At 54.0% G+C, this 14297-nt stretch carries 15 protein-coding genes; 6 read left to right on the top strand and 9 right to left on the bottom strand.

What is annotated here, in order from left to right; translation table 11 throughout:
• Positions 1 to 249 precede the first annotated feature (249 nt).
• The 3 genes from Q0362_RS07825 to Q0362_RS07815 are packed head-to-tail and all read left to right on the top strand — an operon-like array spanning position 250 to position 3617.
• Complete coding sequence (locus Q0362_RS07825) at positions 250 to 1557, top strand: bifunctional o-acetylhomoserine/o-acetylserine sulfhydrylase (RefSeq protein ID WP_298122244.1); 1308 nt, start codon at positions 250 to 252, stop codon at positions 1555 to 1557.
• Positions 1558 to 1613: 56 nt separating this feature from the next.
• Positions 1614 to 2399, top strand: a complete 786-nt coding sequence (locus tag Q0362_RS07820) for a crotonase/enoyl-CoA hydratase family protein (RefSeq protein WP_298122241.1) — start codon at positions 1614 to 1616, stop codon at positions 2397 to 2399.
• Between the two features lie 12 nt (positions 2400 to 2411).
• Positions 2412 to 3617: a homoserine O-acetyltransferase gene (locus Q0362_RS07815; protein ID WP_298122239.1), complete on the top strand. Its 1206-nt coding sequence runs from the start codon at positions 2412 to 2414 to the stop codon at positions 3615 to 3617.
• On the opposite strand, the gene Q0362_RS07810 is transcribed toward Q0362_RS07815, so the two are convergent.
• The 5 genes from Q0362_RS07810 to Q0362_RS07790 all read right to left on the bottom strand — a co-directional run bounded on the left by Q0362_RS07810 (position 3590) and on the right by Q0362_RS07790 (position 9644).
• Positions 3590 to 4771 (bottom strand): glycosyltransferase 87 family protein, encoded by a 1182-nt coding sequence (locus tag Q0362_RS07810; RefSeq protein ID WP_298122236.1) that lies wholly within the window; start codon positions 4769 to 4771, stop codon positions 3590 to 3592. The two genes, Q0362_RS07815 and Q0362_RS07810, sit on opposite strands and share 28 nt — an antisense overlap.
• 38 nt (positions 4772 to 4809) lie before the next feature.
• Positions 4810 to 5646, bottom strand: a complete 837-nt coding sequence (locus Q0362_RS07805) for an ADP/ATP-dependent (S)-NAD(P)H-hydrate dehydratase (protein ID WP_298122233.1) — start codon at positions 5644 to 5646, stop codon at positions 4810 to 4812.
• A gap of 13 nt (positions 5647 to 5659) precedes the next feature.
• Complete coding sequence (locus Q0362_RS07800; RefSeq protein WP_298122230.1) at positions 5660 to 6712, bottom strand: hemolysin family protein; 1053 nt, start codon at positions 6710 to 6712, stop codon at positions 5660 to 5662.
• A complete protein-coding gene (locus tag Q0362_RS07795) occupies positions 6705 to 8027 on the bottom strand; it encodes a hemolysin family protein (protein WP_298122247.1) in 1323 nt (440 codons plus the stop codon). The genes Q0362_RS07800 and Q0362_RS07795 overlap by 8 nt, the downstream gene beginning before the upstream one ends.
• Positions 8028 to 8144: 117 nt before the next feature.
• Entirely contained in the window at positions 8145 to 9644 is a 1500-nt protein-coding gene (locus Q0362_RS07790) for a sensor histidine kinase (protein ID WP_298122227.1), read from the bottom strand.
• 17 nt (positions 9645 to 9661) lie between these two features.
• On the opposite strand from Q0362_RS07790, the gene Q0362_RS07785 reads away from it, so the two are divergent.
• Positions 9662 to 10702, top strand: a complete 1041-nt coding sequence (locus Q0362_RS07785) for an alpha/beta hydrolase (RefSeq protein WP_298122224.1) — start codon at positions 9662 to 9664, stop codon at positions 10700 to 10702.
• On the opposite strand, the gene Q0362_RS07780 is transcribed toward Q0362_RS07785, so the two are convergent.
• A complete protein-coding gene (locus Q0362_RS07780) occupies positions 10614 to 11507 on the bottom strand; it encodes an AAA family ATPase (RefSeq protein ID WP_298122221.1) in 894 nt (297 codons plus the stop codon). The genes Q0362_RS07785 and Q0362_RS07780 overlap by 89 nt on opposite strands.
• Positions 11507 to 12127: an SAF domain-containing protein gene (locus Q0362_RS07775; RefSeq protein ID WP_298122218.1), complete on the bottom strand. Its 621-nt coding sequence runs from the start codon at positions 12125 to 12127 to the stop codon at positions 11507 to 11509. The genes Q0362_RS07780 and Q0362_RS07775 overlap by 1 nt, the downstream gene beginning before the upstream one ends.
• A gap of 99 nt (positions 12128 to 12226) precedes the next feature.
• On the opposite strand from Q0362_RS07775, the gene Q0362_RS07770 reads away from it, so the two are divergent.
• Complete coding sequence (locus tag Q0362_RS07770; RefSeq protein WP_298122215.1) at positions 12227 to 12496, top strand: helix-turn-helix domain-containing protein; 270 nt, start codon at positions 12227 to 12229, stop codon at positions 12494 to 12496.
• 67 nt (positions 12497 to 12563) lie between these two features.
• Here the strand turns inward: Q0362_RS07770 and Q0362_RS07765 are convergent, their stop codons facing one another.
• Positions 12564 to 13154: a hypothetical protein gene (locus tag Q0362_RS07765; RefSeq protein WP_298122212.1), complete on the bottom strand. Its 591-nt coding sequence runs from the start codon at positions 13152 to 13154 to the stop codon at positions 12564 to 12566.
• Between the two features lie 101 nt (positions 13155 to 13255).
• Here Q0362_RS07765 and Q0362_RS07760 point away from each other — a divergent pair, with 101 nt between their 5' ends.
• Positions 13256 to 13681, top strand: a complete 426-nt coding sequence (locus Q0362_RS07760; protein WP_298122209.1) for an Rv3235 family protein — start codon at positions 13256 to 13258, stop codon at positions 13679 to 13681.
• Here Q0362_RS07760 and Q0362_RS07755 read toward each other — a convergent pair.
• Complete coding sequence (locus Q0362_RS07755; protein WP_298122206.1) at positions 13678 to 14196, bottom strand: hypothetical protein; 519 nt, start codon at positions 14194 to 14196, stop codon at positions 13678 to 13680. The genes Q0362_RS07760 and Q0362_RS07755 overlap by 4 nt on opposite strands.
• Between the last annotated feature and the right edge of the window lie 101 nt (positions 14197 to 14297).

The raw sequence follows: 14297 nt of genomic DNA, 5'->3' as shown, positions 1-14297 counted from the left end.
GTTTCGAATGCACGCATCACCAGCGGCAACGGAGGCACGAACTCACCAGCGTGGGCGGCTAGCTTTTGCTCGATTGCCTCAAGGTCGGGCTTGGCCTCGGCTAAGACGGCCTGCCAGGTTGGGTGCATCTGCTCGAAGAACATTCCTCTAGCGTAGGGCGAACATTACGTAGTGTTTCACCGCGACTTCCGCAGATTGAGCATTACTCCTACTGTTATGGAAACGACTCCAATCAAGTAAGGGAACATCATGAGCACAGATCCAGCAAAGTGGGGCTTTGAGACTGCACAGATTCACGCAGGCGCTCAGTCAGACCCAACCACCAATTCACGCGCGACTCCTATTTACCAGACCACCGCTTACACCTTTAATTCAAGCGAGCACGCCGCGAAGCTTTTTGGTCTTGCTGAGTTTGGAAACATCTACACCCGCATCCAGAACCCCACCCAGGACGTTGTGGAGCAGCGTGTAGCTGCTCTTGAGGGTGGAACTGCAGCCCTTCTAGTTTCCTCCGGCCAGGCAGCAGAAACCTTCGCAGTTCTGAACATCGCTGAAGCTGGTGACCACATTGTGTCTTCGAGCTCCATCTATGGCGGTACCTACAACCTGTTCAAGTACACCCTGGCCAAGCTCGGCATCGAAGTAACCTTCGTCGAGAACCAGGATGATGCTGACGAATGGCGCGCAGCTGTACGCCCCAACACCAAGCTTTTCTTTGGTGAGACCATTGGTAACCCTCGCATCAACATCTTGGACATTGCGCTCGTTTCCAAGGTTGCTCACGAGGCAGGCGTTCCCCTCATCGTGGACAACACCATTGCAACTCCTTACTTGATTCGCCCTCTCGAGCACGGTGCTGACATCGTGATCCACTCGGCAACTAAGTTCCTTGGTGGCCACGGAACCGTTATCGGTGGTGTCATCGTGGACGGTGGCAAGTTCGAATGGTCCAAGAACGTAGAAAAGTTCCCAGGGCTAACTGAACCAGACCCCTCCTACCACGGTGCGAGTTACACCACCGTTCTTGGTGACGCCATTGCGTACATCATCAAGGCACGTGTTCAGCTTCTTCGTGACCTCGGTTCTTCCATCGCTCCTGCGAGCGCATGGCAGATCATCCAGGGCATCGAAACCTTGAGCCTGCGTATTGAGCGTCACGTGGAGAACGCAACCGCTGTTGCACAGTGGCTGGAAGCACACCCGCAGGTTGCTTCCGTCAACTACGCAGCGTTACCTTCGAGCCCTTGGTACACCGCAGCAAACCGCTATGCGCCTAAGGGTGTTGGTGCTGTGCTGTCCTTCGAGCTCAAGGGCGGCGTTGAGGCTGGCAAGGCATTCGTAGACAACCTCGATCTGTTCAGTCACCTCGCAAACATCGGTGACGTTCGTTCACTCGTTATCCACCCTGCATCCACGACTCACTCGCAGCTCACCCCCGAGCAGCAGCTGACCAGTGGTGTAACTCCTGGATTGGTTCGCCTCTCTGTTGGTCTCGAGAACATCGAAGACATCAAGGCAGACCTCGAGAAGGGTCTTGCTGCAGCTGCAGCAATCTAGCTCCACACGCACACATAACTAGTCGAGGGGCTTGGCCTTGGAGTAGCGTCTACTCCATGGCTGAGCCCCTCGTTCTTGTTTCCACTATTGGTCACATTCGACACCTGCAACTCAATCGGGCAGAGAAGATGAATGCTGCCAATAGGCAGATGCTCTCTGAGTTTTCCCTGGCATATGCCGAGGCAGACCGCGACGACAACGTCCGCGTTGTCGTCGTATCTGCCGTTGGTGACCACTTCACGGCTGGGCTGGATTTGGGCGACGTTCTAGGAACAGCAAGCCAATCTGGGCTGGAACTGACTCCCGAAGGTGGCATAGACCCCTGGGGAATCACAACAGCCCCCATATCTAAACCCGTCATTGTGGCAGTCCAAGGAACCTGCCTGACTTTGGGCGTGGAATTGATCCTTGCTTCTGAAATGGCAGTGGCAGATGACACAACTGTCTTTGGACAGCTCGAGGTGACTCGAGGAATCATGCCTTTTGGCGGTGCAACCACTCGCTTCGCCCAGCGCGTGGGCTGGGCACATGCATCCCGATATCTCCTCACCGGAGAAACCTTCACCTCAGCAGAAGCACACCGTATTGGACTGATCAATGAGGTTGTTCCAGCTGGAACCCAAGTGGAACGAGCGCTTGAGCTAGCTTCCCTCATTGCAGAACAGGCACCACTTGCTGTTCAAGCAACTTTGCGAAACTCTCGCATAGCTCGTTCCGCTGTTGAAAAAGAAGCGCTCAGCCAGCTTCCGAAGGAACTGGCAGCACTTCTTTCCAGCAAAGACTTCCAAACAGGAGTTGCCGCATTCGCCACGAGGTCAAAGCCGGAGTTCACAGGCAAGTAGGCTTAATCCACTATGGATTGGCAAGATTCGGCCGACAACCTGCCCTCAGGCTTTATTACTGATGAGCAGGTTCGTTCTGTTGCCGGAAAGCCTCCGGTTACAGGTGCCTGGCGCGATGGTGATGCTCCTGGCAACCGTCAGTTCGCAAACTTAGGCCCCTTTGACTTTGAATGTGGTGGATCACTCCCCCACGTGCGTATTGCTTACGAAACATGGGGCACTCTCAACGAAGCCAAAGACAACGCTGTTCTTGTCCTGCACGCACTGACTGGTGACAGCCATGTGGTTGGACCAGCCGGTGGTGGCCACACCACAGCGGGCTGGTGGAACGAAGTTGTGGGTTCTGGCCTTGCCATCGACACAGACAAGTGGTTTGTGGTGGCTCCCAATGTTCTTGGCGGATGCCAGGGATCTACAGGGCCTGCTTCACTGGCTCCAGATGGCTACGAGTGGGGTTCACGTTTCCCTTACACAACCATTCGTGACCAAGCACGTGCTCAAGCTCAGTTCTCTGACGTCATTGGCATTGAGAAATGGGCTGCAGTTATTGGTGGCTCCATGGGCGGAATGCATGCCCTTGAGTGGGGAGCAATGTTCCCTGATCGGGTGGAACGACTGGCTGTTCTTGCAGCACCTCCTGCCACCAGCGCCGATGAAATCGCTCTGAACACCGTTCAGATCGAAGCCATCATGCTTGATCCTGCATTCCGTGCAGGTCACTATTACGAAGCACGTGATGGCGAGGGTCCCTACCGTGGCCTCGCATTAGCGCGCCGTATTTCTTTCCAGAACTTCCGCACCCCTTCTGAGCTCAACGAGCGTTTTGACCGATCTTCACAAAGCGACATTAGCCCGCTAGGTAAGGGCGGCCGCTTTGCTGTGGCCAGCTATCTCGACTTCCATGGCAATAAGTTCACTCGTCGTTTTGATGCCAACAGCTATGTCACTCTCGTGGAATCTATGAATTCTCACGATCTGGGCCGCAACCGCGAAAGCATTGAATCAGTGTTGGAATCGATCACGATTCCCACACTGATTATCGGTATTGATAGCGACCGCTTCTTCCCCTTGGAAGGACAGAAGCGACTTGCTGCTCATATTCCTGGGAACATCAACGGTGACGAACCAGCCCTATTGGAATCTGACTTTGGTCACGATGCGTTCTTAATTGAATCTGAGTTCGTTGGTTCTCAGATTTCTCGCCTTTTGGCTTCATAGAGAACTGTCGCAGACACCGCTAGCAATACAAGTTCACCTATGTTGCGCAGCGTGAGAATGCTCAGCTCCAATGGTTGAACATTCAGCAATCCGTTGTAGAGGTAGGGATAGAACGCTTGAGTTAAAGCGCCCAGAACAAGTGCAATAACTGCAGGCGCGAAGAATCGTCTTTGCTCCAACACCAGCCCAGCAATAATCGGCGCAGCCAGCCAGCCAATGTATTGAGGCGAGCCCACTTTATTGAACACAATCAAGACGACGGTCAGTGAGAGCGCAACTGCTGGCAACACATGACTGGGGTCAGAACCCCTACGGTGAAGCCAAAGGCCCCACATCAATGTGCCAATAAAACCTAAGCCCAGCAGGAGAGAAGACAGGTCTGCTGCAACCCCTGTTCCTTCTCCCATGACCTGGAAGGTCAGAATGACAGTGTCGTAGTAAACGGCATAACCTTGCTCGTGAAAAGCAGCAAGCCAGAGGAAAGGGGTTGCCAGAGGAGCCTCGATCTGGAGCCCTCTTGTTGTTTGCTGTCCCAAGAAGCTGAAAATGTTTGCAGCGCCGCCCAGAATCACAGCAATGGCAATCACAACTGCTGAGGTGACAAGTACTGAAATCAACACGGTCTTGCGTTTGTGCACGGCAACAAGAACCGCAGCTATCAAGGCAGCGGGCCACACCTTGATCCACGTCGCTATGGCAAGCAGCGCCCCGGCTATTGCCGGTCGCTGCACAGCCATGAGCAAGCCCACTATCGCCAACGGGGTGACAATGCTGTCCAGTCGTGCCACAGCAATCGGACCGAGTAACAGCATGAATACCAACCACCACCAGGCGGCAGTTCGCTGAAGCGTGTTTCTCTGGGTGCCCTGTGCTGAATACAGCAGGTAGGCAAATGCCCCCGCATTGAGAAGAGTCACCAGAACGATCCAGCCAATTGGGTAAAGCCCCGGCCCGGCAAAGAGCGGGAGCAAAATTGGGACGAGTGCGACAGCTGGATAAACCCATTGTGAATCTATGCCGACAATTCCAGCTCCGCCAGCTGCTTGACCTGCCCAAAATTCATAAACAAAGCTGACATCTCCATAAGGCACAGCTTCAGCGACAAAACCTTGCCATCCCAGCCACAGACTGATCAATCCAAATGCGAACCACATCAATACAGGGTGGTGCCAAAAGTCTCGTGTCATCATGATTAATGGTCGGCCTCGCCGCTGAGAGCTGAAACCACGAGACTGACTGACTCTGCAACATCCAGAGCGGGGAATGGCCCGCCTTCAGCGGCATGTTCTGCTGCTTTGCCATGCAGAAAGACACCCGTTGCAGCCAATTCAGCTAATTCTTGAAATGAAGGAACTCTCTTCACCGAATGAGTGGCAACAATTGCCGCAATGATTCCGGCAAGAACATCCCCTGTGCCCGCCGTTGCGAGCCAAGAAGTGGGAGACGTCACTTTCACGAGGAATCTTCCACCACTAGGTTCCTCTGGCGATAGAACGAGGGTTTCATGGCCTTTGAGCACGACAACGACACCTAGTTGATCTGCAGCTGAAGAGGCCCATTTCTCTCTTGAAAGGCCATCTTGAGGAACAAGTCGTTCTAACTCCCCCTCATGAGGAGTAATGATTGCTGGCGCCGTGACATGGCCAAGAAAACCTAATCCGCCAGCATCTAGAACCACAGGCTGTAATCCGAGGATTGCATGGGCAAGTGCAGGCAGATCTGGGTTGAGGTCTGGCGTGGATTCCATGCCAGAACCAACCAACCAGGCATCGACGGCCCCAGAAACGGTCACCGTTTCAGGCCGGCGTGCCATGACGAGCTCAGCCGATGACTTCTCCCCCAGGAACCGGACCATTCCGATGCCCGTTCGGTGTGCTGCTTCAACGCCCAGCACTGCAGCGCCTGGATACTTCTCAGAGCCAGTGACAACTCCTAGAACACCATGGGTGTACTTATTGTCTTGGGGCCCAGGAATACGAATGTGGCGCGCTGCATCCGCAGCCCCCCATTCGTGAATTTCTTGTGTCATTGCTGTCCCCCGACTACCAACGCCTGGTAGCGTCCTGAACTTCTCCGACGAGTTCCTCAATGATGTCCTCGAGGAACAGAACCCCAGTTGTGTTGCCATTTAGGTCAACGACGCGCGCCAAGTGAATACCGCTGCGTTGCAGCTCTGCCAACGCGTCTTCGAGATCTGTTGATTCCGTCAAGGTTGCCAGCTGGCGAATGCGCTTGGCCTTGATGGGGCCAGTGTGTGTTCCGGCCTCAGAGATGTCGTCATCGAAGGTGAGGACATCTTTGAGGTGAACATATCCAATGGGTTCATTGTCTGAGTCACTAATGACGAAGCGGGAGAAACCATACTTAGCCACTGCAGTTTCGAGATCACTCACACTCGCTGCTTCAGGGAGAGTGACCAAGTTCTCCAGGGGAACCTTGATATCCCCAGCCTTTTTTGTGGTGAACTCAAAGGCTGCAGAAAGGGTTCCAGAGGAGTCTTCGATCATTCCCTCACGGGTTGAGTGAGAAACAATGGTGGCTACTTCATTGAGAGAGAAGACACTGTTGGCTTCTTCACGAGGCTCAACCTTGAATAAACGCAGTGTGGCATTCGCCACACCATTCATGGCCCAGATAACAGGCTTCACTACGCGTGCAACAAACACCAGTGGTGGGGCCAAGAGAAGAATTGCTTTCTCAGGAACTGAGAAGGACGCGTTCTTGGGCACCATCTCGCCAAAGATGACGTGCAGGAACGTGACCAGGATCAAGGCAACAGCAAAGCTAATGCCGCTGATCCAGCCTGCTGCTAATCCTGTTCCTGCCAAGCCCAACTCAACGAGGTGGTGAATGGACGGTTCTGAGACATTCAAGATCAGCAAAGAAGCAACCGTGATACCCAGTTGGCTCGTGGCCAACATCAAGCTCACGTGCTCTATGGCATACAGCGCTGTCTTTGCAGAAGCGCTCCCCTTCTCCGCAAGCGGTTCTATTTGCGAACGGCGTGCAGAAATAACGGCAAACTCAGCGGCAACGAAGAAGGCGTTCACCGCAAGCAGGATGACCAGCCAGATCAATCCAGACCAATCACTCATTGTTCTCACCTACTTCGGATAGAACTAATGGAGTGAAACGAAGGCGATCAATTCTGCGGCCGTCCATTCGAACAACCTTGAATTCACCCTCTGGCACGGTGACAACGTCACCCTGCTCAGGAATACGGCCCAGCTGACTCATTACGAAACCGGCAACGGTTTCGTAATTGTCATCTTCAGGGACGGTAATGCCAGCACGTTCCTCGAGTTCATCTGGGCGCAGTGATCCAGGGAAGGTCAGGTAATCAGCAGAGCTGACAACGCCCGCACGTGTGCGGTCGTGTTCGTCAGCAACTTCACCGACAAGTTCTTCTACGAGGTCTTCCAGAGTGGCAATACCTGCCGTGCCACCGTATTCGTCCACAACAATGGCCATCTGAAGGCCCTTGCCACGAAGTTCAGCAAGCAATGCATCCAGGGACATGGTGTCGGGGACGCGTAAAGGCTCAATCATCAGTGCCGAGACAGGAACGTCGTTACGACGTTCCCTCGGCACTGAGATCGCGTTCTTGACGTGCACGATACCTACGACGTCGTCGAGACCATCTTCGGTAACAGGGAAACGAGAGAAGCCTGTCTTTCGTGCAAGTTCCAGCACGGCACGTGCTGAGTCACCCGGCTCTAACGCTTCGATACGTAATCGTGGCGTCATCACGTCACTGGCAGAGAGTTCACTAAATGCCAAGGTCTTTCCCAGCAGTGTTGCAGTGTCACTCTCAAGGGCGCCCTCGCTTGCGGAGCGCCGCAAGAGGGAGGAGAGTTCCTCTGCTGAACGAGCCCCCGAGAGCTCTTCTTTAGGCTCCAGGCCAAATCCGCGGAGTACTCGGTTAGACAAACCATTGAGTACAGCAATTAACGGCCTGAACACTGTGGTGAAGAGGGTTTGGAAAGGAATAACCACCTTTGCTGTTGCTTGCGGCAACGCCAATGCGAAGTTCTTTGGAACAAGTTCTCCCACAATCATGGAGAGCACGGTTGCAATGACGACTGCGCTCACACCGGCAACGGTGTGAATGACAGCGTCATTCCACCCAAGCCCAGAGAGCGGCTGGAAAAGCAGTGCAGAGAGCGCTGGTTCCATCAAGAAACCGGTCAGCAGTGTGGTGAGAGTGATGCCAAGCTGAGCGCTGGAGAGGTGGGTCGACGTAATCGTCAGAGCCTTGATGGTGAGACCTAGGCCTCGAACGCCGCGGTCGCGTTGAGCCTCAAGCTCAGGACGGTCCAAGTTCACCAAAGCAAACTCAGCTGCAACGAAGAAACCGGTACCAACCGTAAGGACTAAACCAGCCGCAAAGGCTAACCACTCAGCGAGCATGAGATTCACCACGCTCAAGAATCATCAGTGACGAAGATTTGTCACTGGTTCGGGCAGGCGGGGGGTCGTCCATTTCCCTTTTATTCTAGCGAGAACGCTCAGTGTTAGCTGTGAAGGCTACTCCGGCACATTTGCGAAGCGCAGCGGGATCTCAATGAACACATCGGTGCCGCCGTCTGCGGCGGCATTCCATTCAATGGATCCGCTCAGTTCACCCTGAATGAGGGTCTTCACAATTTGTGTTCCCAATCCATCTCCGATGGCACCCTCTGGCAGTCCGGTTCCGTTGTCCACGATGTGGACGGTGAGAAGTTCTTCGGAACGGTTAGCTTCAATGACCACGGTTCCCTCACGGCCTGCAAGGCCGTGTTCTACCGCGTTGGTAACAAGTTCAGTCAGCGCCAAAGCCAAAGGAGTGGCATAACCGCTAGGGAGCACGCCAAAGCTTCCGGTCAAACGTGGGTGCACCGTGGTGCCATGAATTGCCGCAACCTCTGCGCTCAGCATGAGTACACGGTTGAATACCTCGTCGAAGTCAACGTTTTGAGTCAGACCTTCAGACAGGGTGTCGTGAACTACCGCAATGGAGGCAACACGGCGCATGGCCTGCGTGAGAGCTTCACGTGCTTCATCTGACTGTGTTCTGCGGGCCTGAATACGCAGTAAGGAAGCTACTGTCTGGAGGTTGTTCTTCACACGGTGGTGAATCTCACGGATGGTGGCGTCCTTGGTGATGAGCTCCATCTCCTGGTGACGAAGCTCTGTCACGTCGCGGCAGAGCACAATCGCACCGGTTCGCTCACCGAGGTGGCGAATAGGGATTGTGCGCAGCGATACCGTCACGCCACGGGCGTCAATGTCTGCACGCCAGGGTGCACGGCCTGTGACCACAACTGGGAGAGATTCGTCAACGTTAATCTTGCCGGTGAGAACCCGGGTGGTTACTTCAGCTAGAGATTCACCTTCCAGCTCATCGGCGAAGCCGATGCGGTTGAAGGCAGACAACGCGTTGGGACTGGCAAAGGTGACAACACCGTCCACGTCCAGACGAATCAAACCATCAGTTGCACGCGGTGCTCCACGACGTGGTGAAGGCGCGGCATCGAGATCAGGGAAGTCACCTGAGGCGATCATGTCAAACAAGTCATTGGCGCAGGAGTTGAAGGTCATTTCCTGGCGGCTAGGTGAGCGGCTCTCTGACAAGTTGGTGTGGAGAGAGATGACGGCAATGGGGCTGCTGGGTGCTGAGTCAGTGGAACCCTGTCTTACGCGACGGATGACGGGAACAGCACGAACACGTGTGGGGGTCTCTTCATACCAGGCAGGTGAAGAGGACTCGATGATGGTTGCGGTTTCATAGGCTTCGCCTACTTGTGCCCGCCATTCTGCCTTGATCTTCTGTCCGACAAAGTCGCGGTAGAACAAGGTGGCAGAGCTGGAAGGGCGAGCGTGAGAAACAGCAACGAACGAGCCATCTTGGGTGGGTGCCCAGAGCACGATGTCAGCAAAGGCGAGGTCTGCGATGAGCTGCCAGTCCCCAATAAGCATGTGGAGCCATTCAATATCGGCTGCTGAGCCAATGCCTTGGGATTCCATGATGTTGCTGAGGGTCGACATACCTCTAGCCTAGAGTCATGCGTAAGAAGTGGTTGTGGCGGACACTGGCTGTCATAGCCGGATTAGTGGTGGTGACTGTTCTCGTGTTTACCGTGAGCCCCTGGCCTAGTGCCTTGATTATTCGCCAGGTCTTCCAAGATGGCGCAAAGAAGACTGCCGCCATCATGGCGCCCTACGCCCCCACCAGCGGCGTGGACTCTGTCTTGGACGTTCAGTACGCCACAGACTCCACACAGCCTCACGTCAAGGCCAGTGACTTCACACAGCTGGATGTGTTCTATCCCACAGGAACCACCACTCAACTGGGAACAGTGATCTGGACTCACGGTGGTGCATGGATATCTGGCAATAAGGCCAACGACCGCAGCTACTTCGAGATCTTGGCATCCAAGGGTTACACCGTGGTAGGTCTGAATTACACCTACGGTCCTGAAGCTCAGTACCCCACTGCCGTCTTTGAACTCAACCAAGCTCACCAGTTCTTGTTGGATAACGCAGAGAAGTTCCACATTGACCCCAGCAAGATTGTTCTGGCAGGTGACTCCGCTGGAGCACAGCTTTCAAGCCAGCTAGCTGCGTTGATTACCAACCCTGACTTTGCCAAGGAAATGGACTTCACCCCTGTTCTCTCACCTGAACAGCTTCAGGGAGTTGTGCTCAACTGCGGCGTATACGAAGTAACTTCCCTCATTGGAGAGAAGGGCATACTCGGCTGGGGAGATGACATGTCACTCTGGGCATACACCGGAGATAAGGACATTGCGAGCTCACCGGCAATTGCCCAGATGTCGACCATTAACCACGTGACAGCTGACTTCCCTGTGACGTATATCTCCGGCGGAAACGCTGACCCACTCACAGCGGAGAACTCCAAGCCCTTTGCAGCAAAGCTGCAAACACTGGGAGTGAATGTCACTGAGCTGTTCTGGCCAGCTGACTACACACCAGCACTCCCCCATGAGTATCAGTTCAAGCTGAATCTTGATGCAGCTCAGACTGCTCTGACGGAGACGCTTGCTTTCTTGAACGAACGAATCGGTTCTGCTTCGCAGCAGTAATTGCGCTTACTGGCTGGAAAATCGCGGCCAGGCTCACGAATTGCTTGCGTAGCTTGCTGTTCTTTGCTGAAGTGCTGAGCGGTTTTCCAGAGGCAAACGACGCAGTGATTGCTTTATCGTCTGCTGGCAGCTCGTAGACCTCGTGCAGGCCAGCAAAGCGACTCAGCGTAGCTGCCGCTTGTGCTGTGCCTCTAGCATCGAGCCCTGAGCGCACTTTGTTCAACACAATCACCCGGAGTGAATCTGGGAAGTTTTCTACCAAGACATCATGTGCTCGAATGAACCGGGCTATCCCCAAAGCATCTGCTCCTGCCACTTCAATAATGCAATCAGCTTGTTTGAGAACAGTGAGGGTTGATGCGTTGCGCCTGGGGGCAAAGAGATCACTTGTGATCTCTTCATCGGTCTCCAGGTTGAATCCCACATCCACCACGACCGCATCCCAGTTTTCCATCGCGAGAGCAAGGACTTTCTTGACTCGCTCAGCAGAGAGCTCTGGCCAGCGGTCAGAGCGAACTATTCCAGAGAGCACATCCAGCTCTCCAGCACCTGCGGGGATGGCATGGCTTAAACGAATGAGTTCGTCCTCAGTCAAGGCTCCCGACTCAGCAAGACGACAAGCAGCTGCGAAGCCAGCTGCTTCATCGACGAGGCCAAGGAGCGGAGCTATTGCTCCGCCATAGCTATCTGCATCAATGAGAAGTACTCGTTGACCCTGCTCAGCAAGTTCTGCCGCCAGGTTGATTGCCACGGTGGTGCGACCTGGAGCTCCGGTTGGACCCCAGACAGCAATGAGCTTGGACATTAGGCCTTGCCCCTGCTGGGAACGAGTGAGATGGCATCACCATTTGCCTGAGATTCCAGGAGTGCCGCAACCTTGGACTGGGGAACAACAATCTCCACACGAACGCCGCCGTTCGAAGCTGCAAGACCTGTGGCCTCAGTGATGTGGGCAATCTGTGCACCGGAAATAATCACTGCAGGTGGGCCGAATACTCCCTGACCTGCAGCCATGGAGGCCCACACATCCACGGTGGAGCCCTCAACGGCGTCTGAGGAGAGAGGAACGTCAAGCTGGACCACCACGTTCGTGGTGGCGACCTGCTTGGCCGTTCCCACTGCGCTGACAGGAACCAGTTCCCCTGCGCCTACCGCTTTAGTGACAACAGCACCAGAAGTCAGTCCACTTGCAGCCAGATATGCCGAAGATGACTTCCCCAGCTTCACGTCGGTGAGAACAAGATCTGACGTCTGCAGGACATGGCCTGGAGCCAGAGATTTTGCAGCTGCATAAACAGAGGTGGTGTTATCTGCCGCTGAGACGAGAGCAAATCCTGCAAGAGCAGTAATAAGGACAATGGCGAGACCAATGATGAGGCGAAGGTCGAGTCGTCGCGCGGAGGGACGTGTTGTGGTGTGAGTCATGAGAAGCATCTTCTCTAATGCGCAAAAGAATCTGCTGAAGTTATCCACAGATTGCTTTACTCAAGGATTTAACCCCTGAAGGTTTCCTATTGTGTGGATATGAATGATTTTGACTCTACTGATGTGAATAAGGACCGTTTCCTGACCGTTGCTGAAGCAGCAGAACTCCTCAAGGTTTCTGCGGCTGACGTGCATGAACTCATCGACTCTGGTGAGCTTCAAGGCTTCCAGGTGGGAAAGCGAGGTCCGTGGCGCATCGAACACGAGATTCTCGAGCTCTTCATTGACCAGCAGTATGAAGAGTCTCGCCGAAGCGCAATGTGGAACAACCCCTCATTGGCCTCCGCGAACAACATCACTGACTTCTAAACCACACATAATGCTCCTGAGATTTCACATCTCAGGAGCATTTTCATGACTACTTCACCTTCGGTGATTACTGCATCTGAACAAACAGAACTTCTCGAAGTGCAATCATCTGTCTTCCCGACGACGTTGTGATGTCGAGGTGATCTGCACCCACCTGGTCGATGGTGCCGTGGAACTGTCCCAGAACGGTGTGAATCATGACGTGTTTCCGCCTTCTGCTCACATCGCGCAGCACGAATGCCAGATTCACTTTCTCCGCTAGACGAGCATTGCTTGATAGTGCCTTGAGATCATGATCAGAGACTTCTCCCACTGGTGTGCCCAAACTCTCCTTCACGCTCTCCAGCGGAATGTTCACGCTTGTGAGCGCATGTAATCCCAGAATGAGGGGCCCGCCAATGTCTGCTGGTTCATGAACCTCGATAGCTGCCCAGTCTTTGCCCACGTTCTTGAGCTGGAAGGTCAACGTTCGGCCGTCTTTGGCGATTGCAGTCATGACCGTTGCAGGGTTTGTCTGATGCAGTGCACGCAGGCGGTCACGAAGCGTCAGCTTCGCGCGCCTGTCACGCTCTTCATCTTCTAAGCGGTTGATGAGCTCAGCATCTAGCTCTCGCTCGAGCTGATTCTCTAAATCTTGAAACAGAGTGTCGAAGTCCATAGTCAGCGAAGGTAAGAGCCGAACCTGAGAATGTTCTGGAGTTATCCACATGTTTCCTGAGAAATAGACTTTCGGTCTATTTCTCATGTCACAGTGTTCACATGAATACCGCACCTGCATTCCCCACCAAGCGCACTGGTTTTGTCAACGATGACTTCTTTGACCAGCAACCCACTGCGACCTCTGCTTTGCCAGACCCCCAGCCCATGGTGGAGAACCTAGCCCGCAGTGTGATGGAGATACTTGCAGGTTGCCGCGATCTGGATCAGATTTCCCGCTGGGTCACTGATGACGTGTATCGAAACCTTCTTCAGCGTGTTCACATCTCACGACGAGCTCGTGCCGTGAAGAAGCAGGCAACTGTGCTGCCGAGCTTTGGCTTAGGTCGCACGATAATTACCCACCCTGTTGATGGCGTTGTTGAGTCGGTCGTGATTGTGCATGGCAAAGCACGCACGCGCTCAATAGCTATTCGCCTCGAGGGCCTTGACGGCCGCTGGCGGGCAACTGCTATCCACGTGCTCTAGGCAGTGACGTGTGGTAGCTCTTTGTTGTAGCGCTTGAACAGGATGCCGACTCTGAAGGCTGATTCGCTCACGATGGTAAGCAAACCAACGGTAATCAAGAGACTGGCAAAGTAATTGGAAAAGCTGCTGTTTTCAGACACGGTTTTCACGATGACCAAGAAAACCAAGGCAATGTATTCCGCACCACTGTTTCGAAGGATCACGGCCTTCTTTTCCCGCAGAGGTCTTACCCACATAATTCGCGTGCGATAACGGGCAAAGAAGTATCCGAAAACGACCCCGACTCCACCTGCAACCCAATGCCAGGCATCTCGGGAAAGGTCTTCCCAGAGAACAACACCAATAAACAAGACTTCAAAAACCGGATCAAGAATGGCGAGCCACAATAAGCTCACATATTCCTTCTTGGGTAGATGAAGGACTTTCTTGCCGTAGTTTCGTGCTTTGAGATCAAAAACAATCATCACCAGGATGAGCGGTGACAGCCACGCAAGTAACAGCCAGTCGTTCTCCATAGTGTGATTCTAGATTGCTTCACTCGGCGAGAAGCATCCCGAAGGGAACTACTTCTTCTTACGACGCTCTGCGCGGTTTCCTGCGGGAGCACCGTTCGTGG

Origin of the sequence: uncultured Aurantimicrobium sp. (assembly GCF_936931525.1) — a bacterium.
Taxonomy (GTDB): domain Bacteria; phylum Actinomycetota; class Actinomycetes; order Actinomycetales; family Microbacteriaceae; genus Aurantimicrobium.
This window is presented reverse-complemented; position numbering and strand designations above follow the sequence as displayed.